A 24,767-nucleotide genomic window follows, 5' to 3' on the forward strand; every position below is an offset into this window, starting at 1 on the left:
TAAACCCTCTTACTAAGTAAACCTCCTTCTTGGAATATTACAAGTAATGATTGATATACAAACCTAAGGTTCTAGTCGTGGTACACGTTATTTTAGTTCATTTCTTCTTCCCCGCTCCATCACATCAATAAAAAAGACACACGAAGGATATGAATCCCTCATGTGTCTTGTTGAATATTTGTTTGTTAGTCTTGCAAGAAGACTATGAACCGCTAAGCATACACTACTTAAATGAATTACCTATTTATTTCTACTTATTAAATCCATGATTAACGAATTGTATATTTTTTATACAAATCTTCTGAAGACATGATGTATCGTTTGTCTTCTAATTTTGTTTCCCATTTCTTTTTGATGTCCTTGTTAACCTGTAACCTTGCGTCAATCAATTTGAAGGTAGGGTTATCAAACCACATCGGGTGTGTTTTCCAATTACAATTGATATATGAAAATGCTTTTACTACATCTCCGTTATTTTCAATTGTCTCAAAGAAAGGCACGAACCACTCGTTCCATGCTAACTGTGCCTCTGCTTCATTATTCAAATCCATTGGCAACGTTTGATTATCAAACTTCATATAAGGACCTGAAACTGTTGGCGAAGCCTCTGCAATAAATACTGGCTTTCCTTTCTTTCTTGCAAATTCTATCATTTCCTGTTCACGCCATCTTGCGAAGAAAGAGAAACTACACCAATCCACATATTCATCACCAGGGTACCAGTCTTCTAGCTGGCCAGGTGTAGAGACAAAACCAGCAGATTGCCATACGTAAGCAACGTTGTCCACTTTTTCTTTATCCAAAATGTCTTTCACTCTTCTGAAAGCTTTGATAAAGTCCTCTTTGTTATAATGGTTCCATAAGTGACCATCAAACTCATACCCTACTCTTAAAAATACAGGACGAGGAGCAATAGACTTGATAAACTCACCCAATTTGATGATCATTTCATCATGCTCACCATTAGCCACTTTTGTTTCATGATTTACCATACCCAAACCAATGGCCAACATCATATTGTCAAAGTCTGGATCTGCTAACTGAAGGCTTGCATTATAAACACTATCACCCCAGTTATCTGTACTATATATACCGTCTAACCCTTTATGTACGAAACCAAACGTTGTATCACCTGGCGTTAGAAAAGAGTAAGAAGTGAAACCTGCTGGTCTTTTTTCGAAGTGATCTAAATATCCATCATTATATTCGTCCAATCCTCCGAGAGCTGTAATTTCTTGTCCTATAAAAACTAATACTTTTCCATCTTCGGGTTCATACTTTGCTAAAGGCCTATCCACTTTTGCCGTTAAAGAAGGAGAAGCAACAGCACTTTCTATAAAAGATTTGTCAGTTGTCTGTTTTCCGCACCCTATTAAACCTAAAGCAAAAGAGACAGCTATTAAATAAACTGTTCTCATCATTCATATTTGATAAAAAATTGTTGGATGACTAATCCAAAAAATTTACTTGTAGTGAAGTAAATGGTCAGTAATATTCTTTCGTTTCGTTAAGTATTTGAACGGTTCGCTTTAAGAAACTGTTTGTCCGAATACCTATTTCAAAGGTCATTATTTTTTTTATAAAATCGACTACTACAACTACTCTCACGCCTACTTCAACGCTACTTCAAAACACTCTATCGGTATCAAAATCAACATTTTATTTCAGAATAGGAGTACTTTTGTTTATCAACAAACATAAATAGTATACGAAATGAAATTTAAATCTAAATTTTTCTACTGTCTATTCTTTTTATTACCGATTTTCAGCGTTGCTCAAGACAATTCTCGGCTAAACCTCTTCAATCAAGAACACTTTTTCATTAAAGGTGTCGGTATTGATAACAATGTCGGTATTAACAGGTATGAATTGCTTGAAAAATCGGGGGCAAATGCTATCAGAACGTGGAGTACATACAATGGAGAAGCTAAATTTGACTCTGCGAGAAAGTATAATCTCAAAGTGGCTTTGGGCATTGCTGTTCATCAAGAGCTTCATGGCTTTGATTATAATGATGAGAAAGCAGTAGCGAAACAGTTTGAAGAAATCAAAGCACAAGTTTTAAAATACAAGGATGAACCTGAATTATTGTGTTGGGTAGTTGGAAATGAATTGAACCTGCTTTTTGATGATAATGGAAACCTTACATTGGTCAATCCTAAAGTCTATGATGCTTTGGAAGAGATCATACAGTTTATTCATAGTGTTGATCCCATTCATCCCGTTACTACTACTTTTGCAGGAATCACCAAAGAGCATGTTGAAGTGGCCTTAATAGGTGCACCTAGTTTAGATATTATCTCTTTCCAAGTGTATGGTGATTTATTGGTTTTACCTCAACGTGTGAAGGAACTTGGCTTGAAAATACCATATATGGTGACCGAATATGGAGCTGTGGGGCATTGGGAAAGACCTATTACACCTTGGGATAGAGAAATTGAAGAAACTTCGTTTGAAAAAGGAGTAGGTTTAGCGCATCGTATTCAAAAAGGAATTGTTGAAAATAAAGATCCTCTTTTCCTTGGGACATTTGCCTTTTATTGGGGACAAAAACAAGAAAGAACACCCACTTGGTATGGATTATTCACTCCTGATGGAAGAAGTGATGACCGTATTGATGAGCTAACAAAATACTGGACGGGTAAATACCCTGAAAATAGAGCTCCATCTGTTAAGTCAATCACTTTGAATAATAAAAAAGCTACCGATTTTATCGTGATTAGGGATGAAAACACACTAACTGCAAGTATTGACGCTTCAGATATTGATGGTGACGCCTTACGCTTTCATTGGGAATTGATGGAAGAAGTGAAAGTAAAAAGTCAAGGCGGCGCTTTTGAGCAAGTCCCTCCTATTGTAGAGATAAAAATATCAGAAAACAAGGGAACTACCATTACTTTTAAAACTCCAAAAATGGAAGGTGATTATAGACTTTTTGTGTATGTGTATGATGAAAAAGGAAAAGTTGGTACCGCAAATATTCCTTTTTATGTTGGTGAGTTAAAGGATTTATAATCGAAATTGATCCTAGAAACGTAGCGGGCTACCTGAAATCCGAAATAGAGCGTTTCAATTATTTATTTTGAATAGTCTCCGTTTACAGACTCACTCCTGTAGAAGCGTAGCCTGCTACGCAAAACGTCTGAAACTTAGATAAACTTGAAGGTTGAGATCCTTTTTCAAATAGAGTTTTCTTTATAATTACTGTCTCTGATTGTATTCCCTCTCTTTGTTTAACGTAGCAGGCTACGTTGCTACGAGGCGGTAAACTTAATGGGTAGTTTTGTGTTATGATCAATCTAACTCCCTTTTAGTTTTTTGCGTAGCGAGCTACGCTTCTACAGGAGACAAAAAAATCCACCGCTTTTAATTGAGCCGTGGATTTTTTTATGATTCTATTTTTACATCAAACCAATATCAGAACTTTTTATTTTGTAGTATGATATACTTTTTTGATGATTTGCTCTCCTAAGTCATTGTACATTACTAAAGAATACAATCCAGACCTTAATGGCAATTCTAAAGATGTTGATTTTTTATCCAGTTTCACTTCTTCAATAACTTTTCCTGAGCCTAATTCAATAATAGTTAGCTGGTGTATAGAAATATTATCCTTCAACTCAATTTTCAAGTTTGAATTATTTGAATAAACAGTTATTTGGCTAGCTAAATCCTGCTCCAAAGAGGTAACAGTGGCAAAACAACCTTCATCAGCAGTAAAAGGATAACCTATAGTAGTGAACAATTCACTGCTACTCTTGAGCCATGTACCATCATCCGTTTCCGTTTTCCAATTATTGAACACAGAGGTATTTGCTTGAATTCTAGAATCTCCCCAATTAATACCGCTGTCTTTCCACATTGGTTGAGCGTTCCAGTCTACATTGATATAAGCTAAAGCCTTTATTTCTTCATTTTTATCTATTAAATCAAACAAAGGTGTAAACCATTTACTCCATACGTCTTCTCTAGTAGCTTCCAAATCAAACCCCATTGGAGTGGCTTCTGCAATCATTACAGGTTTTCCTTTATCTTTTGCAAAATTAATCAGTGAATTACCTGCACCTTGAGCAAAATAAGAGAAAGCCATCCAATCTACATATTCATCTCCAGGATAATATGAATTTAAAGTGTTTACTGTATGAACACCGTCTGATTGCCAAACAAAATCACAATTTAAAACTCTTTCTTCATCAAACACATCTACAATATGCTGGTACATTTTTATGTAATTTGATGGATTATAATTGTTGTGTGGTCCATCAAATTCGTAACCAATCCTTAGATATACTGGACGGTTACTATTTTTAATCCATTTTGCTAGTTTCCTTATATTGTAATCTCTATTACCATTAATTACATTTCTTTCCTCCCCTACCAAATACAACCCAATAGCAATAGTAGTATTCGAAAACTTTGATTCGTCCAAATACTTTTGAGCATTCACATCACCTGCTCCATAATTTGTTTTACTAGATAACCCTTGAAGATTCACAATGTTAGTATAAGTAGTTACTCCTGAGGGATAGTAATCAAACGCATCAATATACCCATCAGTATAACTAGATAATCCTCCAACTGCTCCTAAGTCCTGCCCTATGATCAGTAGCTTTTCTCCATTTGAAGGAATAAATTTTGCCTCGCCTCCAAAACAAGCAGATCTGTCTTGAGCATAAATAAATTGAGACACAAAAAATGATATAAATAATAAAATCCAGGCTTTCATATAATTCTAGTTATAAAAAAACAGCCTCCCCTCCAAATGAAGAAGAGACTGTTTTTGTCAAAGAAATGATTAAAGTAGTTTGAAATCAGTCACGTAGAATGTTCCTGCATTTCTATGTCCTTCACCACCGAACTGAATATAGATTTTATCATAAACATCTACATTTGATACTTCGTCATTAATTAAAGTACCATCAGCATTGTTATTGATAGCAAATCCTTTGTATTCGAAAGTTAACTCAACCCACTTACCAGTTTCACCTACAGATGTAATTGAAGCTTCAGTTTGCCAGTCGTTACCACCTAATCTTGTATCACCTAAACGGATACGGATAAAGCTCGCTAATTTACCTTCTGAATCTGTCCAAGGCTCTGCAGCAGCATCAACAGTTTCATAGTCATTAGTTGTTGGGAAGTAAGCCATGATAGAGAATTTGTTTTGAGTTTTCAAGTCCAATCTATGTCTTAATGGCAATACTAAACCAGCTCCTAATGCAGGGTAACGATTAAACTGAATTACATTACCGCTACCGTCAGGGTTGCTTACTGACTCAGCTGTACCGCTAAGTGCTTTGAATTTCAATGTTTCATCACCAACTGTTACGTTTAAGTTATCTGTGAAGCTTGCAGCAATTGCTTTTGTACCTAAAGCTTTGTCTTCCCATGGCATAGGTGCTAATTCAATAACATCCTCTTGAACATATCTTAAGTATCTGTACTCAAATTCTACACCTTCTTTATCAGGATCAACTACACACTTGAATCTTACATAAAGCTCATCTTCAGTCAATTTCACGATCTCGTAAAGTGAGTTAGAACCACCGTTTACTGATTGGTAGTAACCCATGTAACCGCTTTGACCAAAGCTTAAGAATACGCTACCATTTTCCTCATATACTTCGAAAGGATAAGATTCTTGACCTACATACGCAGTTTCGAAATCATGGTATTTCGTTTGATCTGTTTTCTCTTGCCAGTTGTTCACTTGGTGCGTTGCTTCAACTTTCATTGTGTTAGGAAGTACACCAAAAGTAAATCTAGATTCTAAGATATTTAAAGCTACGATATCCTCAGTGTTCTCTCCTTTCCAGTGGTTAAAGTTAGAGTTCCATAAACCTGCAGTTGCTAATTCGATTGGGTCATCTAAAGTACCTACACCGTGACCACCAACTTCCACTGAGAACTTCCAAACTTTACCTGTACCAGGACCGCCGTCATTACAACCGCCTGTCAGTAATTGGTAATACTCACTGTTACAAATTGCATCTGACTTAGCATCTGATACTGTTACTGTTTGCTTCAAAGCGTTTACACCTGTTGTACCAATTAGTGTAACCGTCAATTCAAAGTCGTCATTCCATAAATAAGTATGAGTCGCTTCTGGACCTTCAGCCGTATATTCTGTACCGTCACCGAAGTTAAATTTATATGAAGTCGCTCCTTGAGGATTGTCTACTTTAACAGTCAATTCTGAATTATTTCCATCAGCTTGTGTCACCATCAAAGTACCTGTTGGTCCCGATACTACAGCTTCATCTTCTTTACAAGATGTATACACAAGTGCCATTAAAGCAAGACAAAACCATGTCAAAAAGTTTAATTTTCTCATTTCATTAAATTTTAAAATGTAAAAAGAATAGTGTGTCTCTAGTGAGATCGTTAAAAAATAGGCAGTAAGGTGCCAGCTTGGTAAAATTTACCAACGAAAGAAAGAAATATCTTATGTGACTGCCAGCTGATAATTATATATCAGCTAACAGTTATTATTATTCATACTAATTACTTGGGTTTCCTTCAATCACGCCATCTGTCAAATCAATTTCAGACTGAGGAATTGGGAATTTTTCATGAACTCCTTTTTTGAATCCTTCATCTAATAATCTTTGTGTGATCTGACCTGTTCTTACTTGATCAAAGAAACGGTGTCCTTCCATTGCTAATTCTAAGCGTCTTTCAGCATAAACCTGCTCTAAGGTAGGTGCCCCGATTGAGCTTAAACCTGCTCTTGTTCTTACTGCATTGAAAGGCGTAGCAGCTTCTCCGGCTTTACCCAATTTGATGGCTAACTCTGCTTGGAATAACAGTAAGTCAGCGTATCTAAACATTCTGTAATTAGAATGACCATTACATCTGTGGTCTCCAATACTTGAAGGTGTTTGCTCACTTAAAGGCAAGAAATACTTTTGCTGTCCTAAACCTTCAGTGTTATACCATGTATCAGAAGGTGAACTTGGCACTTCCATTTCAAAACCATCTTCAGGATAAACTACCTCACCGTCATAAACTAATGTTTGTTCTCTTCTGATGTCATCACCTGCTTCTCTAAACAGCACATCTAACTCTTTGTTAGGAATATTGAATCCCCAACCTTCACCAAACTCACTGTCTGAACCTGCTCTGATAGAGGTCATCATATTAGTATATGAACCTGTAGATTGAATGTTCCAGTTATGGAAAGCTGATGGTTCAAATTGTACTTCAAAAATTGAATAAGCACCATTTTCGTTTTCAAGTCTCCAAATCTTTTCAAATTCGATCAAAGCGTATTGTCCAGAGCCAGAAACTTCTTTAGCGAAGTTATAAGCCTCGTCATAGTACCCTGTTTCATTCGAATATAAAGCAGCTTTCGCGAAGTAAGACTGTGCCATACCTTTGGTAGCTCTACCTAAGTAAGTGGCATCATATTCTCCTTTTAACTTAAGGTTTACTTGTGCTTCTCTGAAATCATTTAAGATAAAATCATACGTATCTTTTTCAGTAGCTCTAGAAATATTTTTGATATTCGTATAATCGTCTTCAGTAGCGATGATAGGCACACCACCAAACATTTTCACCAATTGGAAATAATGCCATCCTCTTAGGAATCTTGCTTCTGAATACGCTTGATTGTAATCATCTTCTGCAATTTTCTCCTTACTTGCTTCTAATGCAAAAAGTACATTATTGGCTCTGAAAACGCCTGCGAAGTGCTTTTGCCATACCAACTCAAACATTGGATCGCTTGCATTCCACTGGAACTTCTGGATAGTGGTCATGTAATCCAAATCACCTTCAAATCCACCACCTTTTGAACCGTCATCAGAAGCAATATCACCAAAAATAAAATAAGGGTAGAACTGCGTTTGTGAAAAACTCCATAGCATTGGGCTATACGCCGCAATCAACATTCTATCAATATTCGCTGGATCTGACAAGAATACTTTTGTAGTTTCCCTTGCTAGAGGCTCTCTTTCTAGGAAGTTTGAACAGCTTGATGCTCCCAAACCGATCAATGCCCCAGCGACTAATGCTTTAAATCTATTTTTCATTTCAATTATTTCTTTATCGTTATACAAAAATTAGAATCCAATATTTACACCTGCTGTATAAATTCTTGGCACTGGGTAGTTACCTCTGTCAATACTGAAGTCGATAGTCTGACCTTGTAAGTTTTGACCGATTTCAGGATCGAAACCTGTATACTTTGTGAAAGTATATAAGTTCTGACCTGCTACGTAAACTCTAATTTTATTGATTCCCATCTTCTTCGTAACGTGTGCAGGAATTGTGTAACCTAACTGCACGTTTCTGATTCTTAAGAAATCACCGCTCTCTAAGTAATAATCAGAGTACTGTCTGTTATTTTGAGTACCTGTCACTCTTGGGTGTTCATTCGTTGAACCAGGACCTGTCCATCTTTCTCCCTCAAATACTGAAGCAAAGTAGTTAGAATTGGCTTTGCTTGAGTTGAAGCGGATACCATTGAAGATTTTGTGACCTCCCATACCTTGAAGGAAAATGATTAAATCAAAACCTTTGTACCCTAAGTTTGCTGATAAACCATAGTTGTAAACAGGAATTGAGTTTCCGATAACCTTACGGTCTTCACCGTTAATCTTACCGTCATTGTTTTGATCTACATAAATCAAATCACCTGCTTTTACGTTGTCATGCAATGGCACATCACCATTCGCCTCATCAGGATCTTGTTGATAGATACCGTTTGTTTCATACATATAGAATGAACCAATGCTCTCACCTTTTGTCGTTAATAATATATCTTGTCCCCAAAGTGTCGCTGTATTAAAAGGTGTTTTTGCACCAGTACTTAATACTTCGTTTTTGTTGTAAGAGAAGTTACCTGACAAGCTATATGAGAAACCGCTTTCCGTTTCATCACTCCATCCTAACACCAATTCAATACCTGAGTTTCTAACTGACGCTCCATTCGTCCAAGGGTTCTGTGTAAAACCTGATGCACCTACAACGTCAGCTTGGAAAAGCATATCTAATGTTGTTTTCTGGTAGTAATCAATTGTTGTTGTTAATCTGTTGTTCAAGAAGGCTGCATCCACACCTACGTTCACTTGCTCTGAAGTTTCCCAAACAAGGTTTGTAGTAGGACCGGTTACCATTGAAGCACCGTCTTGAATCACACCTGAGTTGCCTACAGGGTAACGAAGACCCGTTGTAATTGTCGAAATCGTAGGGTAGAAACCTAAGTTGTTCGGCATCTTATCATTGGCTACTTGTCCCCAACCGCCTCTAACTTTAAGATCTTTCACAAACGTTACGTTTTTCATAAACTCTTCGTTTGATACTTTCCATGCTAAGGCGAACGAAGGGAAAGTACCCCAACGGTAATCTTTTGACAATCTTGATGAACCATCCATACGGAATGAAGCTGTCAATAAATAACGATCATCATAGCTGTAAATAAATCTACCTAAGTAAGATAAGATACCTGCATCTTGAGCGAAGTTGGCTGGTGCAATGTCATTTTCTGTTGCAATACCAGAATCTAAATATCTTAAGTACTCATCATTCGGCATTCCTGATTTACCACCGTTGAAAAACTCGTGATATTCATTGTACAATGACACACCACCTAATACTGTAATGTCATGCTTATTTCTGAAATTTCTCTTATAAGTCAAAGTGTTATCCCATGTATAAGAAAAGTGTTTTTCTTGGTAGATCCCTAAACGAGCTGTTTCTCTTGTCAACTTCACGTTACCTTTATCGATAAATTTAGGGTTGAAAATCTTACGCTCTTGGTATTGTCTGTCCATACCAAACATTGTTTTGAAAGTCAAACCTTGAATCGGTTCATATTCAGCAAAAATGTTTGTAAGGTATCTGTCAATTACTAACTCGTCATTTGATTGTGATAATCTACCTACTGGGTTTGTAAATTCATCAGAGATAGATGATGTAGAGTAAGTGTAATCAGGATCTTGACCATATAATTCATGAAATACAGGGTCAGTTGGAGAAGAACCTACTGCATGCATAATTGGATCTTCATACTCATTGTTCTGAGGAATGATGTTTTGAGTAGACTGCGTCATTACTAAGTTGGCTCCAATTGCAAACTTTTCACTTACTTGTGATTTTACGTTCAATCTTCCTGACAATCTATCGTATGCTGAAGGAGCAATAATACCTTGTTGGTCAAAGTAGTTCAAACTCATCAAAAACTGAGACTTTTCATTACCACCACTTGCTGTCAACTGATAATTTTGAATCGCTGCTTCACTTGGCTTAGAGAAAATCTCTTTTTGCCAGTCTGTTCCGCCCTCTTGTCTGAATCTCGCTAAATCTTCTAAAGAGTATTTCTCAGCGTTTCCATCGTTTCTTGCTGCCTCATTTCTAAGGAATGCATACTGATAAGCATCTGTAAGTGGAATATAGTTTCCTACTTGCTGAACACCTGCGTAACCATCAAAAGTTACATTTACTTGTCCTCCTTCTTTACCCTTTTTAGTTGTGATGATGATTACACCATTTGCACCTCTTGAACCGTAGATTGCAGTTGCCGAAGCATCTTTCAATACGTCCATCTTCTCGATATCCGCAGGGTTTAAGAAAGAGATGTTTTGAGTAAGAATACCATCAACTACATAAAGTGGAGTGGCATCACCAATTGTACCTTGACCACGAATTGTGATTGTGGATGCTGAACCTGGTGAACCTGAACTTTGTGAAACAGAAACACCAGCTACTTTACCTTGCATTGCCATTTCTGCACTTGGTTCCACAGCTACTGTCAGTGTTTCGTTATCTACTGAAGCTACTGAACCCGTTACATCTTTTTTACTTTGTGTACCGTAACCAATTACTACAAGCTCTTCCATTTGTGTGGTTTCTTCTTCCAACACAAAATCAAAACTTGACAACTCATTTACAGGAAATTTCTCTGTCTTATAACCAATATAAGTAACTATTAGCACTGCGTCATCAGTTACTGCTAATTGATACCTTCCGTCAAAATCAGTTACCGTTCCTTTTGACGTTCCCTGTATTGTGATGTTCACCCCTGGGATTGGACCTGTTGAATCTTTAATTGTACCTTTTATGATTCTCTCTTGAGCAAAACTCTCTGTTAGTATTAAGCAGAAAAAAGTACTGATCAAGGCTACTTTCCTTAACATTCTAAGCAAAGCAAGATTTGAATAGTTTAAAGTATATTTCATTGTCATACAGTTTTCTTCAATAGTTTAAAAATTTAGTGTAGATCAAAGAATAATAGATAGTGCTAAGCGATTAAAACTTCTATTCTAAAAGGGCTTTTACCCTTATTAATGAAGCTGGCACTTTCATAAAAGTTTTAACCTTTTGCATACCGCAATTAAGGAATATTTACACCCAAACATCAAAAAATCATACACTTCAACACTACTTCAAGTAGCACGCAAACTTACTTCACGTGTACTAAAGACACTTTTTTACACTACACCAGCTACTTCAATACTTCAAATAATGTAGTAATAACCTGTAACATCACCATATTGTACTATTTATCCCCTATAGATTTAGATAAAATCAAGATTATAAATCAATTAGACACAACTACACAAGGTGTTTCAGGTCTAATAAATATGGTTTTCAAGGTTCAAAACACACTGTAAAGTCTCATTTTGACTACTTCTTTATGTAGCAAAATAGACTGAATGTAGTACTTCTTTAGAAAAAAGGCTGAAAAACGAGATAGAAGGTAGTTTTTAACATTATTGTTAAATATCTCCTAATGAGAAATTAAAGATGAAGAAAGAAATTGAACAATAATTACGTGCACCATGACTGTAAGTCATGGGCTTATGGGAAGCTATCACATTTTCCAACTTTCATTATAATCTTGACAGACCTCAAATATTTACAGTCTTTATAACCATTTAAATACAGAGAAGACAAATATTATTATCACAATTTGATAAAAGAGTTATCTTCCCAAAAGCCCATAATTTCAATTATGGGTCTACGAAATACTCGTTTTCATTGATATTGGTTTTATTCTAATACACTCAGCACAATTCAAAGACAAAAAAAAGCGAGAGAATCTCTTCCCTCGCTTTAAAAACCATAGAAATAATTGCTGTTTAATTTTAGAGTACTTATTGGTTATTCTATTTACTCACAAAAGGGTGTAATAACTCCTATATGAGCTTCAAAACTACTGCTGTATTATTAATGTGCTAAAGGAGCTACAACATCACCTGCATCAGTTGCATCACTAATTTTCTCCCCTATTAACTCCTCTTCTATTTGTTCTAATGATTTCCCTTTTGTTTCTCTAACTACAAAAACTGAAAATGCGAAACAAAGCAACATACACACGCCAAATATCACGAAAGTGGTTCCGGCACCCAATAATTCCAACTCTAACGGAAAGACTGTAGCCACCAAGAAGCTTGTTGCTGAATTCACACCACCGATAATTGAAATTCCTATTCCTCTTAAATGATTCGGTAAAATTTCTGGCAACATAGCCCACATTACTGGACCTACAGATATAGAAAATCCTGCGATGAAACCTAGAATCCCAAACAGTACAAAGAAAGAATTGATATGAATACTGTTGTTCAATAAAATGGATTGATATTGTGATGAGAATGTGGCATTGATCGATTTTCTGAATGCTTTTTTATAGTCAGATCCTTTTAACAAATCATTTTTTGCGGCTAAGAAAAATGGATCACGTTCTGTTTGAGGACTGATGGCGTGTTCATTTGGAAAAAGCTGAAGGAAAAGATCGCTTTTCACTTCGCCATACAAATCTAATTCCGACTCAAAGGTATAACCAACTGCTTTGTTCAAACTACTCGTAAACATACTGATTTGTGTCAATTCCGCAAAAATCTTCTCATTCACTCCACTGACTGATTGCGTAATTGTACCGTTTTTCAATAATTGAAGCTTGTCACCCATAATTTTATATTCATCAAATGGCAACAGCTCAACATCCATTCTTTTAAACTCTTCTAAAAGAATATTACGCTCCAGTGAGTTGCTTATTCCAGCTATTTTTTCTTTTGTGATACTGTAAGTCGCATCATAGAAATAATATGCTGTAAAGAAAAGGGAAAAAGTCATAATAGTTGTACCCATGATAAGCAACGGCCTTCTGCCTAATCGATCAATCAACAACATTGAAATCACTGTCATGACTACGAACACAATGCCTATAATAATAGATTGCATAAATGCACTGTCCTGTCCCTCACCTGTCATCTCAAAAATCATTGGTGCATAATATAAAATGGCGTTGATTCCTGAAGTTTGCTGGAAAATAGCTAGACCTAAACCTATAAATAACACCAATCGCATTTTCTTCTGGAATAATTCTCCTCTGAGGTCCTTTTGGTTGGTGTTTTTGCTTTGCTTTGATAAAGATGTATTAATCGTCTGCAATTCTTCTTGTGCATAACTTTCACCACCCACTTTTTTAAGCACTTTTAATGCCTCCGTTTCTTTATGATGCTGTAATAGCCATCTTGGGCTTTCTGGTATTATTAGTAAAAGCAAAGTATAAAGCAATGCCGGAATGGCTCCCACTCCTAACATCCATCGCCAGTTGAGATTGGGATCTTCCACCATCTGTAGAATGTAATAGTTTGAAAAATACGCGATCGAAAGACCTAATACAATATTCAATTGATTAAAAGTTACTAGCCATCCTCTTTGTTTTGGCGGTGCAATCTCAGAGATGTACATAGGCGCCACAAGAATGGCAATACCTACTCCCAACCCTGCAATCAGTTTGCAAAAAATAAATAGAAAAATATTGGTAGCCATAGCAGTTCCTAATGCACCCACTGAAAATAGAATGGAGGTAAGCATTAAACTAGGCTTTCTACCAAACTTATCACTGATTGTCCCTGCCGAAAGGTTACCTACAAATGCTCCCAGTATAATCATACTGCTTGAGATACCTATTAATAAGGGCTGATCAGATATACCGAAAGTATATTTATAAAAAGGGATTGCCCCGGAGTTGACCACTCCATCAAAGCCCAGTAAAAATCCTCCAATTGCAACAATCGAAGCAACCATTACAGGGTAGTATACATTTTTGATTTTCTCCAACATAATATTTAATTCATTTATTTCATCACAATCATTAAAAATCGGTAGACCTACTACCACTGCCAGCTCATTTTTGTGATAAACCGATATTACTACTTTTAAATGTGTTAAAGACACTAAAACAGGCGTTTAAAAAGCTTTAAGTAGGGGTTGACGTATATTTGAAGTACCCCAAAAAGATATTGAAGTAGTAGTCTCTACGTTATTTTCACGATATTGCATACATACGTTGGACAAACGCTCTACTACTTCAAGCATGCAAAATTATTCTTCAGTATGCTCATTTTTTGAAACACTATAAAAACTATCATATGAAATATCAATTATTACTTTTTTTTATAATTAGCAGTTATTTCAACCCTCTGATAGCTGAAAATCTAACTATCGGGATTCCTATTGTGAACACTTTCTCTGCTACTACATATAAAGCAGGTTCACAGAATTGGAGTATTACTCAAAACCAAAATGGGTTTATTTATATCGCCAATAACTTCGGACTTTTAGAGTTTGATGGCGTATCATGGAAAACTTATACTTTGAACAAGGGAAATAATAACTTGAAATGTGTTTATGCTCTTGGCGATAAAATATATGTGGGTGGGCAGAATGAATTTGGCTATTTTGAAAGAAATGAGAAAGGAGAACTTTCTTTCCAATCATTAAGAACAACTATTGATGAAGAGGTTAGTTTTGATGAGATTTGGAACATCTATCAGGGTAAAAGAAACAACGAAGTGATCTTCTGTTCGCATAAAAGAATTTTTGTTTATTATGACGGTAAAGTCGAAACGCTTATTCCCCCTAAAGACATCCGTTATAGCTTTTATATAAAAGGAGATTTCATTTCAAGTTCGCCTACAGTAGGGTTATTAAATTGGAATGAAAAAAGAATCTTACCGCAATACGACGGCACAGAGGTTTTACAAGGGCATATCCTCAGGTCAATCATCAACTTTCCTAATGGCTCACTATTAGCGCTCTCACATGATGGAAAACTTTTGATCAACAACGGTGAGGGGTTCAAACCGTGGATGTCTAATGTTTGGCCTATTTTTGAAAAAGCAAAAATCAATCATGCAACACTTTTAAAAGACAATACCATCGCTATTGCAACACAGCATAACGGACTTTTTGTGATGAACGAGAATGGAGAAATTGTACTTCATCTCAATAAAAAGAATGGACTTGCAGACATGACTGTTTACAATATCTTTCAAGATCAGTCTGAGAACCTCTGGCTCGCACATCGAAACGGCCTTTCTTATGTAGAACTGCACTCTCCTTTCCGTTTGATTAATGAAAAAATTGGTATTGAAGGAGGCGGTTATTCTGCTACTTCTTTTCAAAATGAACTCTATCTAGGCACAACAAACGGTGTCTACAAATACAGCCCGGAACCGCTTTATAATGAACCTCATTACAAACGTATGAATAGTGGTCATACATACAAATTGACAGGAATTGGAAACCGCTTGTTCCAAGGACAACATGAAGGTTTATATGTGATCAAAGAGAATGAAAATGAACTCGTATCCTCTATTAAAGGTGCTTGGAATGTACTTCCTCTAAAAAATAGAGAAGATATTTTCCTAAGAGGTGCTTATGATGGTCTTTATATACATCAGAAAGTCGATGATAAATGGGTGACGAATAAAATAGACGGCTTTGAAGAATCATCAAGGTTATTGGCTTTGGAAAATGAAAATACTTTATGGATCAGTCATGGTTTTAAGGGTGTTTACAAACTCACCCTCGATTTTGATAATTATAAGGTGAATTCAGTAGACTTTTATGGAAAAGAAAAAGGCTTTTATTCCAATGTTTTGATCAATTTATTTCAGGTGAATAATGAACTTCTTTTTTGCGGTGAGAATGGTATTTTTAAATATAATGCCAAGAAAGATGTATTTGAAAGAGATCAAAAGTTTACAGAAATATTAGGCAGAGAAAGGGTTTCATGCTTGACCAATGATATTCATGGAAATGTCTATTTTATTCAGAATAACAAGGTAGGATTGATTTATGACCTCAATTCGGATAACCCTTATGTGGAAAGACAGCTTTTTGAAAGGGTGAATAAATATATCAGTGATGATTTGGAAGCCATTATCTGCATTGACCCTTCTAATGTTTTAATTACGGCCAAAGAAGGTTTTATTTTATTCAATCCAAGGTTTAAAAGAGGTGTACAGAAAAGCATCCCGCTTTCCATCAGAAGTTTTAATAACACAAACGGAATTGAATCTCATAGTATTCTTACCAATGATGAGGAAAAAATTGAGATCTCCTATGAGTTTAATGATGTTACTTTTTCATATGCAGCACCCTATTTTGATGGGTTGGAATACAATACTTACCAAACATTTTTAGAAGGATTTGATAAGATCCCTAAACCATGGAACACACAACATGCTAGTGTTTACACTAACCTGAAAGAGGGAAACTATGTTTTTAAAGTGACAGCCAAAAATATTTATGGTGAAGTGAGTGCACAGAGAGAAATTGCTTTTATCGTCCTTCCACCATGGTACAGAAGTCCTTTTGCTTACCTTATGTATGCTTTGATTGCCTTTGGCTTCACCTTCGGTATTGTAAAGCTTTCTAAATTAAGATACTCTAAAAAGTGGCTGAGTATTGTAGGGCAAAAGGAACAGCAAATTGTGGATCAGGATGATACCATCAAACAACTCGTTCAGGAAAAACATGATCAGGAAATTAGTTTTAAAAACAAGGAACTTGCCCTATCTACTTTCCACCTAACGCAACGTAACGAACTTCTTACCACCATTAAAAATGATCTTATAAAAGTATCTACAAAAGCTGAAAATGTGGCAGTGGCAAAAGAAATTCAGCATTTAGCCAACCGTATCAGCAAAGACATTGATGATGAAAAAGACTGGGCGAGATTCAAGGATCATTTCAATTTGATCCACTCTGATTTCTTTGAATATTTTAAAGAGAACTATCCTCAGTTGAGTACTCAAGAATTAAAAATATGTGCTTACATCAAAATGAATATGTCTACAAAAGACATTGCAAATGCACTCAACTTATCCGTGAGAGGGGTAGAAACCTCAAGGTATCGTCTAAGAAAAAAACTAAACCTCGACAAAAATATTCAGCTCACTGATTTCATTCAAAAAGTTGAAAATGAAGTAGTCAGCAACTCCGTTTAATGAATAGTTAAAAGTCTTCCGAACCTAGGTTTGGAAGACTTTTTACTTTTTTGGAGACCACATTGACAAATAATCACATATATTCACAACCCTATAAAAAACTGTATCACAAATACTTAACTCTAAAGTAGCTAGATTGAAACCTGCACATCATTGCAACACATTGCGCATCGTATCACACTCCTCTATATTTACCTTAGCTTAAACCTTACTATCAGTACGCATCAATTTTTTCATGAATTCAGCTAGACTTGTTACCCTAATCTTTACTTTAATCTTAGCATCTTGTGATTATAGCAACAAAGAAGCTAGACATTTAAATAGTAAATTTTACAAGGAACCAGAGATCAAACTTTTAAACCGCAACATAAAGGGTGTTCAATATTATTACAGAACAGCCGGGAATTCGCTCAATCCTACCCTTTTATTTATGCCGGGCTATCCAACCAACAGGAATACTTTTGATGAGTTGATTCCGATGTTGGCTTCACATTATTATGTCATTGTACCGGACCACTCTAACACAAGATGGTACGCGAAATTTGATCCCGAGAAGACCCCCTTTACCTTTTCATTGATCACTGATTATTTAGAATATTTTCTAAAGGAATTAAAAATAGATAATTATACGCTATATATTCAAAATTCCTCTTTTCATATAGGTCTCCAATTAATGGAAAGAGATCCTGACAAAATCGAGGCGTTAATTATTCAAAACTCTGAACTTTACATTGATGCACTTCCTGAAAACAGACAGGCACTTTACAAAAACACTGGGAGTGACAGTTCTAATGCATACATGGACTATGTGTGGACATTAAGTGGAGAAAATGCTGATATTCTATCAAAGGATATTACTCCATTGGATAGTACAACTTATGATATTGGCCTATGGCAACAATATTTAGAATTTGTCCAAACTGAGAAGCAAAAGCTGATCATGATGCAACTTCTGAATGATTATAATAAACTTGCTCAACGTTTTCCTGATTGGCAACAAATGCTGAAGGAAAAACAGCCTAAAACATTAGTAATTTGGGGCAATAATGACAGTGACCCCAATTTTGAAGGAGCAAACTCATTCAAAAAAGACCTTCCCGACGCAGAACTTTTATTGATTAAATCTGGAAAATTCTCCAACAAATTGTTTAATGTGGAAGTGGCATCCAAGGTCTTAAATTTCTTACAACGCAACAGCGGCCGCTTGGATGACGGTGAAAATATAAAACCTTATTTGGATGCATTGTAAACCAACATTCCAAAATTTTATTTGAAAAAATATTGTCTTCATCACATTATGAATTGTCCTAAGAGAGAATACTTTAAATAATATTTGTCAATTTTCGGATTTACAATTACAAAACTCAAAATTCTCTTTACGATTAAATAGTGTCATGAAAAAATATTTATGTTGTACTTTTACTCTTTTTCTTTTTCCTGTCGACCTCTAACCTATTAGCTCAGAAAGTGACAGACTATTGGGATCATTTTTATTTAGATGCCTCACTTGTTTATGGGGAGTACATCATGAAAATGATAAAATTAGTACATAGCACAATTTTGGAATTGTAGATAAGAATGCCAACAAGCATGAAAGGGCATACTTAGAATCTACAATTTTCAAAAACCGGCCTTTTTTAATATCCTGATTTTTTAATCTACTTACAGAGTATGAATCACATACTCTTCCTATACTGTAGAATTAAGGCTATGTTCGCATATTGTGAAACATAGCCTATTTTATTATTCCGAGGGGATATACCACAAATCTTTCTCTAAATCTACTCCTCCCTTCATTTCATCTTGCACTACTCTATCCACGATAAACATTCCAACTTTCGACATATCTTCAAAATTATCAGTGCTGTCTAAAGGAAAGTTTTGTCTTGTTCTATGAATATCAAACTGATCGGATAAATCACTACCAAACGCTTGTTCTACTCCTGATTTCCCAATCATAAAACCAATCATTCCTCCCCATGTTGCTGTAGGGTTATCCGAATCCCATCCAGCCAAAGTACCTATCTTTATAGTTTCCTTCAAATCACCTTCACCATAAAAAAGACTGACTAAACTTGCCGCATAATTGATTCCTGCTGCAAAACAGCCATTACAATACAATTCCTTGGCTGTGATGTGATAACCGTCTTCCTGGTTTACTTGATATTTTTCATAAAGAGCATCACGCACATCTTCCCATTTCGTTCCTTTTTGGTATTCGCCTTTTACAAAGTCATACATTTTAGTAACATAACTTTCTCCTGTCATTTGCTGTCTTGCCTGATTCGCCATCCAGACAATCTTTTCCTTTTGAGAAAGTTTTTGATCTACCAAAGAAGCTAAAGCATACATATTTACATAAAATTCTGAAATCTGGGCGGCCTCTTTTCTTGCAGTGGTTCTGATTGGCAGGTGTGCCATTTTCTGAGCAACATCCATTCTTGCTGGAGCAAAAAAGCCGAAAATCTCAGTGGTCAACTGTGCGTCAATCATATCATAATGCTCGTTGATATCAGGATTACTTGTTTCTGGAGGAAGTACGCCCTCGTGCATCAGGTCAAATGCTTTTTGATTGGACACCCAAAGGTAATTTTCTTCTTCTTTTTGAATATGTTTCAACCATCCTTCTTTTATATCTTCTGGTGAAAGGATTGTTTTTTGTTTGGTGTAAAGTAAATGCTGATAGATGTATTCAATATCCGTGTCATCATCAGCTCCCCAAACTTCTCCCTTTTTTCTTACTACAAAATCAATCGTTTCTGAAAGATCACTGGGTACTCCCTGCCCCCAAATACTAGGCTCATCTTTTTTACCCCAATCTTCTCGTGTATAAAAAGGACCTGTTTTGATTTCACCGATATTCCCAATTTTATCCATTTCAGTTACCAACCCCGTCCAGTTGGCGATACATTGTCCCAGCCAGAAACCATATAATTTATCTTTGTACTCAGACCTAGAAATCGCTAAGTCAGTGGATTTAGGCTCATAATTCTTATAGGTTAATCGATCGTCTTTGAGTACTGTTTTTTCTTCCTTCTTCTGGTTACAAGAATAAAAAAACATGGGTAATAAAATTCCAATAATAATTCGTTTCATCTTTCTAGTTCTTATCTAAGTTCTGTAATAATAACCGCTTCATCATTCTTTGCATAAACTCATCTTCATTGATATGCAATGCGATTTTTGCATTCGGTTTTTTCTCCTTATTGATAGAGGTATATCCTTTATCATCTACTTCCACATATCCTTCTTCAATATGAAATAATTCAGGCCAAAGTATCACCCCTATGGCTACAGCATCATACACAATAGGTACATAATTCAAGTCTTTGGCATAATGCATATAACGCCATAAAACATAGTTGGCACAAATCGCATCTGTGAGTGTAGAATTTCGCATTTGCAACAAATTTCTATTTTCCTCTGAGACTGTAACAAAAGCAGTAACATCCAACGGTACATAAGTAATTTTGCCTCCTTTATCAGCTTCTACAAATGCTTTTGAAGCTTCTACATCAGCCACAACATTCCATTCCGGGCTAGGTGTTGTGGAACTGTTATAACCCATATTGAAAGAACCAAACATAGCATAAATATGCTTTGCTTTTTGGAGAATCGTTGGATCTTTATCAAGCAAATCTTTCATATTGGGAACAGGCCCCACCGTTACCAAGTTGACTTCATTTGGATATTTTTCTAGCGTTGAAGAAATAAATTCCACAGCATCCATCGGTGACGGTTTTAGTTGATCAAAACCTTCTGCCCAGATGTATTGCGGTGAATAAACATCACTCGTTTTTCGCCCTATCACCACAGGAATATCATCTAACCCTAATTCGTACAATAGCTTTAGTGCCATTTTTCCTCTTTCGGGTGTATTCGCAAAGTCCATTACTATACCCATCACTTCAAACTCAGGGCTTGCCAGCATCAATGCCAAGGCGTACATATCATCAATATCATCCCCTAAATCACAATCAAAAATGATCTTTTCTTTTTGTGGAGATTGAGCAAAAAGAGAAGTTGAAGTCAATAAAACACTCCATACGAGTGCTATTTTCATTAGAAATTTCATATCAAGTTGGTTTTGTTTTTACAATTCAGAAAGTCTGGGAATAGATGCTTGTGCTCCTTTTTTTGTCACAGAATTTGATGCCGCATTTAGGGCAAAATTAATACTGGTTTCCAAAGTCATCCCCTCTGATAATAAAACGGTTAAAGCTCCATTAAAAACATCGCCAGCCGCCGTTGTATCAATTGCATTTACATTAGGGGCAGAAAATTGTTGTTTCAAAGTAGTATTGGAAACAAAACATCCTTTGGCTCCTAAAGTCACAATAACTGTTTTTACACCCTTATTGTGAAGTATATCTATCGCTTTCAACATCGTTTGTTGATCTTTTACTTTGATACCAGACAATAACTCTAATTCCGTTTCATTAGGTGTAATGATATCAAGCATTCTCAATGTTTCATCTGATATCGCTTTCACAGGAGCGGGGTTCAAAATGACTAAGGCTCCTTTTTGTTTTGCTTTCGCAACAGCATACTCCACAGTCTTTATGGGAACTTCCAATTGTAATAACACTATTGCTTTTTCATGAAATCCCTCTGCTACAGCATCAATATTTTTTTCTGACAATGTATTATTTGCACCAGGCACAACCACTATACAGTTCTCTGCTTTAGCATCTACATTGATCATTGCCATGCCGGTGGGCACATCAACCTGATGAATAAAATCAACATTAATTCCTTCTTTTTTGTAGGATAAAATGGCATTACTCCCAAAATCATCAGTGCCAACATTGGCCACAAAAACTACCTCACCACCTAACCTTGCCGCCGCTACAGCCTGATTCGCTCCTTTTCCTCCTTGATTCTGAAAAAAGTCTGTTCCCATAATCGTCTCCCCTGCTTTGGGTAAACGTTCACTTTGCACTACGAGATCCGTATTTGAACTGCCTATTACAATAATTTTCTTATCCATAATGATGTGTTATTTTATTGTACAAACGTTTGTGCTATTCAATTAAAAAAATAGAGCATCCATATGCTACAATCGTTTGTGCAGTAATATTAAATAAAATTTAAATCTGAAAAAAGAATTAAATGTTTTAATTACGTTAAATAATAATCAGGAAGACTTTCATGAATTGTTTTATTCTCTTACCATAGTAAGGATCTGTTGTACCTTATTTGTAGTATCGTTTTCCTTCAGATAAATGGATGACTTCCACAAACCATTATCAAGGTTGAGAATTCCATAATCTGAATTGAAAAGAAGGGGTCCATGACCGTCAATAACAGGCTGAGATAAAGTATATAAATCAAACTTCACAGAAGATAAACTTGGGTCAAAAAATTTATCTTTTTCTTTCAATTCAAAATCAGAATCAACAAAAGATAAAACCTTGGTACTTTTATTATACTTAAAAGTCATATTCCATTTTTTATCTTCCAAATTGACATATTGATACACTTCCACTTCTTCATGATTATCTTTTACAAGATCATATTCTCTTGTTATGAATAAAGAATCACCTTCAACAACATGCAAGATTCTATAATTTAAAGTTGAAGTTTGCTTCTCCTTTGTCGAACAACTTGTCATTAGAAGAAAAAGGATAAATAAGTTTGCTATTGATTTCATATGAATTCTTGTTAGTGATATTTTGCAAAAGCTTTAAAGTAGATCAAAAATACTTCCGCGTTCTATTATTTCAGTATCAATTAAAAAAGATGGATCTTCTGATTTTTGGTCCTGTATTAGGTCATATATTAAGTTAAATGCTTTCGCCCCCATCTTATCATTGTGCTGTTTAATGGTGGTGAGTGAAGGTGTGATATATTCCGCATAAGGGTTTTCATCAAATGAAATGATGGACAAATCTTGAGGGAGGTTTAATTGAAGTTCCTTCGCGGCTTTTAAAACACCCATACATATTTGATTACTCATACATAGTATTGCCGTTGGTTTATTTTTTTCTTTTAATAGCTGTAACATGGAAACATAACCGTTTTCTTCATTAAAACCGTTACCCAGAAGTAAGTTTGCATTAAATGAAATATTATAATCCTGCAATGCCTCTTTGAAGCCTTTTTCTCTTTCGTTGACAGTAAGCAGTTTTTGATCTCCTTGAATCAAACCTATTGTTTTATGTCCTTTTTGAATTAAAAACTCAACAGCATCATAGGCTCCTTTATAATTATTGGAAGATACAAATGGCACATCAATACCTTTTAAATAACGATCAACAAATACTACAGGAATTCCCATGTCTTTGAATTGTTCTTTATAATGAGAACCTTCAAACCCTACCGGGCACAGAATAATACCGTCTACTTTTCTACTATATAATTGTTGCAAAGCCTTTGTTTCTTTCTCTAATTGTTCATCAGAATCCATCAATAATATAGAGTAATGCATTGCGGAGGCTTGCTGTTCTATATGTTTGGCCATTGTACTGAAAAAAGGATTGCTGATATCGGGCAAAATCAAACCAATGGTAAAGGATTTAGAGGCCTGAAGACTTTTGGCAACCAAATTGGGAGTATAACCTACTTTCTGAGCATAGGCTTTGACACGTTTTACGGTTGCTTCACTGATTCTATATTCTTTTGCCTTTCCATTTAATACTCTAGAAATAGTCCCTGGGGAGATATTCAAGTCTTTAGCGATGGATTTTAAACTGGCTTTCATATAATAGTAAGGTTAAAAAATAATATAGATCTTCCATCAAAGTAAACAGGTTGATGGGAATAATAAAAAAAGAAACCTTCTTTCTGCTTATTAAATTCAAAAAATCAAAGTATATTCAGTCATCAATAAATGTGTCTTAATTTAAATCAACCAAAAATTAACTTATGACTATTAAAGAAATTGCTAGCCGTTTGGTAGAGCTATGCCGTATCGGTGAGTTTGAAAAAGCACAACAAGAATTATTCGCTGAAGATTGTGTCAGTATTGAGCCTGATGGCGCACCTGTGAAAGAAGTAAAAGGTCTTCAGGGATTGGCAGAGAAAGGTAAACAGTTTATGGAGATGATGGAACCGCATGGTTTTTCGGTTTCTGATCCCGTCATTGCAGACGACTTTTTCTCCTGCTCATTAATGATGGATGCAACGTTTAAACCTACTGGTCAAAGAACAAAAAGTACTGAAATTGCCGTTTATGAAGTAAAAAATGGTAAAATTGTCAAGGAAGAATTTTTCTTTAAACCACAAAACGGTTGATTTCATCATTCTTTTGAAAACCCTAAAGCTCATAATCAATTTATGGGCTATTTTTTTTATTTAAAACTGTATATCAGACACTTACATATGTAATTATATTGCTTTTTTATATTAAATAATATTGTTTTAATGACCATCCTCACTTAAAAATTTAGGGTCTCCAAAAAAAGGTGTACAAAATCAGCATTTTCTAACAAGGGATATCACTTCATTCGTCACAAAACTATCCCAACTTTGGAGTATAATATTAATAAACCTTTGCAATTAATATTATACAGGAGCATC

General features: G+C 35.5%; 15 protein-coding genes. 4 read left to right on the top strand and 11 right to left on the bottom strand.

Going from position 1 to position 24,767, the window contains the following annotated elements; translation table 11 throughout:
* Positions 1–269: 269 nt before the first annotated feature.
* Positions 270–1,421 (bottom strand): glycoside hydrolase family 26 protein, encoded by a 1,152-nt coding sequence (locus tag HHU12_RS21855; protein WP_205959958.1) that lies wholly within the window; start codon positions 1,419–1,421, stop codon positions 270–272.
* A gap of 292 nt (positions 1,422–1,713) precedes the next feature.
* Here HHU12_RS21855 and HHU12_RS21860 point away from each other — a divergent pair, with 292 nt between their 5' ends.
* On the top strand, positions 1,714–3,015 hold the full coding sequence (locus HHU12_RS21860; RefSeq protein WP_169658871.1) for a glycoside hydrolase 5 family protein: 1,302 nt from the start codon (positions 1,714–1,716) through the stop codon (positions 3,013–3,015).
* A gap of 412 nt (positions 3,016–3,427) precedes the next feature.
* On the opposite strand, the gene HHU12_RS21865 is transcribed toward HHU12_RS21860, so the two are convergent.
* The 5 genes from HHU12_RS21865 to HHU12_RS21885 all read right to left on the bottom strand — a co-directional run bounded on the left by HHU12_RS21865 (position 3,428) and on the right by HHU12_RS21885 (position 14,187).
* A complete protein-coding gene (locus tag HHU12_RS21865) occupies positions 3,428–4,726 on the bottom strand; it encodes a glycoside hydrolase family 26 protein (protein ID WP_169658872.1) in 1,299 nt (432 codons plus the stop codon).
* Between the two features lie 69 nt (positions 4,727–4,795).
* Positions 4,796–6,334, bottom strand: a complete 1,539-nt coding sequence (locus HHU12_RS21870) for a PKD domain-containing protein (RefSeq protein WP_169658873.1) — start codon at positions 6,332–6,334, stop codon at positions 4,796–4,798.
* A gap of 166 nt (positions 6,335–6,500) precedes the next feature.
* Positions 6,501–8,033 (bottom strand): RagB/SusD family nutrient uptake outer membrane protein, encoded by a 1,533-nt coding sequence (locus HHU12_RS21875; RefSeq protein ID WP_169658874.1) that lies wholly within the window; start codon positions 8,031–8,033, stop codon positions 6,501–6,503.
* A gap of 30 nt (positions 8,034–8,063) precedes the next feature.
* A complete protein-coding gene (locus HHU12_RS21880; RefSeq protein ID WP_169658875.1) occupies positions 8,064–11,180 on the bottom strand; it encodes a SusC/RagA family TonB-linked outer membrane protein in 3,117 nt (1,038 codons plus the stop codon).
* A 991-nt stretch (positions 11,181–12,171) separates the two neighbouring features.
* Entirely contained in the window at positions 12,172–14,187 is a 2,016-nt protein-coding gene (locus tag HHU12_RS21885; protein WP_169658876.1) for a sugar porter family MFS transporter, read from the bottom strand.
* 194 nt (positions 14,188–14,381) lie between these two features.
* Between HHU12_RS21885 and HHU12_RS21890 the strand changes: the two genes are divergently transcribed.
* Both HHU12_RS21890 and HHU12_RS21895 read left to right on the top strand, forming a co-directional pair.
* Positions 14,382–17,246 carry a LuxR C-terminal-related transcriptional regulator gene (locus HHU12_RS21890; protein WP_169658877.1) on the top strand — a complete coding sequence of 955 codons (2,865 nt, stop codon included), beginning with the start codon at positions 14,382–14,384 and terminating at the stop codon, positions 17,244–17,246.
* A 235-nt stretch (positions 17,247–17,481) separates the two neighbouring features.
* Entirely contained in the window at positions 17,482–18,495 is a 1,014-nt protein-coding gene (locus HHU12_RS21895) for an alpha/beta fold hydrolase (RefSeq protein ID WP_169658878.1), read from the top strand.
* Between the two features lie 494 nt (positions 18,496–18,989).
* Here HHU12_RS21895 and HHU12_RS21900 read toward each other — a convergent pair whose 3' ends face one another.
* The 5 genes from HHU12_RS21900 to HHU12_RS21920 all read right to left on the bottom strand — a co-directional run bounded on the left by HHU12_RS21900 (position 18,990) and on the right by HHU12_RS21920 (position 23,949).
* Complete coding sequence (locus tag HHU12_RS21900; RefSeq protein ID WP_169658879.1) at positions 18,990–20,342, bottom strand: ADP-ribosylglycohydrolase family protein; 1,353 nt, start codon at positions 20,340–20,342, stop codon at positions 18,990–18,992.
* Between the two features lie 4 nt (positions 20,343–20,346).
* Complete coding sequence (locus HHU12_RS21905; RefSeq protein WP_240971067.1) at positions 20,347–21,309, bottom strand: nucleoside hydrolase; 963 nt, start codon at positions 21,307–21,309, stop codon at positions 20,347–20,349.
* 30 nt (positions 21,310–21,339) lie between these two features.
* Entirely contained in the window at positions 21,340–22,236 is an 897-nt protein-coding gene (gene rbsK / locus HHU12_RS21910) for a ribokinase (protein WP_169658881.1), read from the bottom strand.
* A 171-nt stretch (positions 22,237–22,407) separates the two neighbouring features.
* Positions 22,408–22,899, bottom strand: a complete 492-nt coding sequence (locus tag HHU12_RS21915; RefSeq protein WP_169658882.1) for a hypothetical protein — start codon at positions 22,897–22,899, stop codon at positions 22,408–22,410.
* Positions 22,900–22,932: 33 nt separating this feature from the next.
* A complete protein-coding gene (locus tag HHU12_RS21920; RefSeq protein ID WP_169658883.1) occupies positions 22,933–23,949 on the bottom strand; it encodes a LacI family DNA-binding transcriptional regulator in 1,017 nt (338 codons plus the stop codon).
* A 164-nt stretch (positions 23,950–24,113) separates the two neighbouring features.
* Here HHU12_RS21920 and HHU12_RS21925 point away from each other — a divergent pair, with 164 nt between their 5' ends.
* Positions 24,114–24,482: a nuclear transport factor 2 family protein gene (locus HHU12_RS21925; protein WP_169658884.1), complete on the top strand. Its 369-nt coding sequence runs from the start codon at positions 24,114–24,116 to the stop codon at positions 24,480–24,482.
* Positions 24,483–24,767 lie beyond the last annotated feature (285 nt).

Origin of the sequence: Flammeovirga aprica JL-4 (genome assembly GCF_012844305.1) — a bacterium.
GTDB classification, from domain to species: Bacteria; Bacteroidota; Bacteroidia; order Cytophagales; family Flammeovirgaceae; genus Flammeovirga; species Flammeovirga aprica.

What these genes read in the sequence shown, in the direction of transcription:
- HHU12_RS21855 (WP_205959958.1), bottom strand. Translation starts at nt 1,421, where the DNA reads ATGATGAGAACAGTTTATTTAATAGCTGTCTCTTTTGCTTTAGGTTTA.
- HHU12_RS21860 (WP_169658871.1), top strand. Translation starts at nt 1,714, where the DNA reads ATGAAATTTAAATCTAAATTTTTCTACTGTCTATTCTTTTTATTACCG.
- HHU12_RS21865 (WP_169658872.1), bottom strand. Translation starts at nt 4,726, where the DNA reads ATGAAAGCCTGGATTTTATTATTTATATCATTTTTTGTGTCTCAATTT.
- HHU12_RS21870 (WP_169658873.1), bottom strand. Translation starts at nt 6,334, where the DNA reads ATGAGAAAATTAAACTTTTTGACATGGTTTTGTCTTGCTTTAATGGCA.
- HHU12_RS21875 (WP_169658874.1), bottom strand. Translation starts at nt 8,033, where the DNA reads ATGAAAAATAGATTTAAAGCATTAGTCGCTGGGGCATTGATCGGTTTG.
- HHU12_RS21880 (WP_169658875.1), bottom strand. Translation starts at nt 11,180, where the DNA reads ATGAAATATACTTTAAACTATTCAAATCTTGCTTTGCTTAGAATGTTA.
- HHU12_RS21890 (WP_169658877.1), top strand. Translation starts at nt 14,382, where the DNA reads ATGAAATATCAATTATTACTTTTTTTTATAATTAGCAGTTATTTCAAC.
- HHU12_RS21895 (WP_169658878.1), top strand. Translation starts at nt 17,482, where the DNA reads ATGAATTCAGCTAGACTTGTTACCCTAATCTTTACTTTAATCTTAGCA.
- HHU12_RS21900 (WP_169658879.1), bottom strand. Translation starts at nt 20,342, where the DNA reads ATGAAACGAATTATTATTGGAATTTTATTACCCATGTTTTTTTATTCT.
- HHU12_RS21905 (WP_240971067.1), bottom strand. Translation starts at nt 21,309, where the DNA reads ATGAAAATAGCACTCGTATGGAGTGTTTTATTGACTTCAACTTCTCTT.
- rbsK (WP_169658881.1), bottom strand. Translation starts at nt 22,236, where the DNA reads ATGGATAAGAAAATTATTGTAATAGGCAGTTCAAATACGGATCTCGTA.
- HHU12_RS21915 (WP_169658882.1), bottom strand. Translation starts at nt 22,899, where the DNA reads ATGAAATCAATAGCAAACTTATTTATCCTTTTTCTTCTAATGACAAGT.
- HHU12_RS21920 (WP_169658883.1), bottom strand. Translation starts at nt 23,949, where the DNA reads ATGAAAGCCAGTTTAAAATCCATCGCTAAAGACTTGAATATCTCCCCA.
- HHU12_RS21925 (WP_169658884.1), top strand. Translation starts at nt 24,114, where the DNA reads ATGACTATTAAAGAAATTGCTAGCCGTTTGGTAGAGCTATGCCGTATC.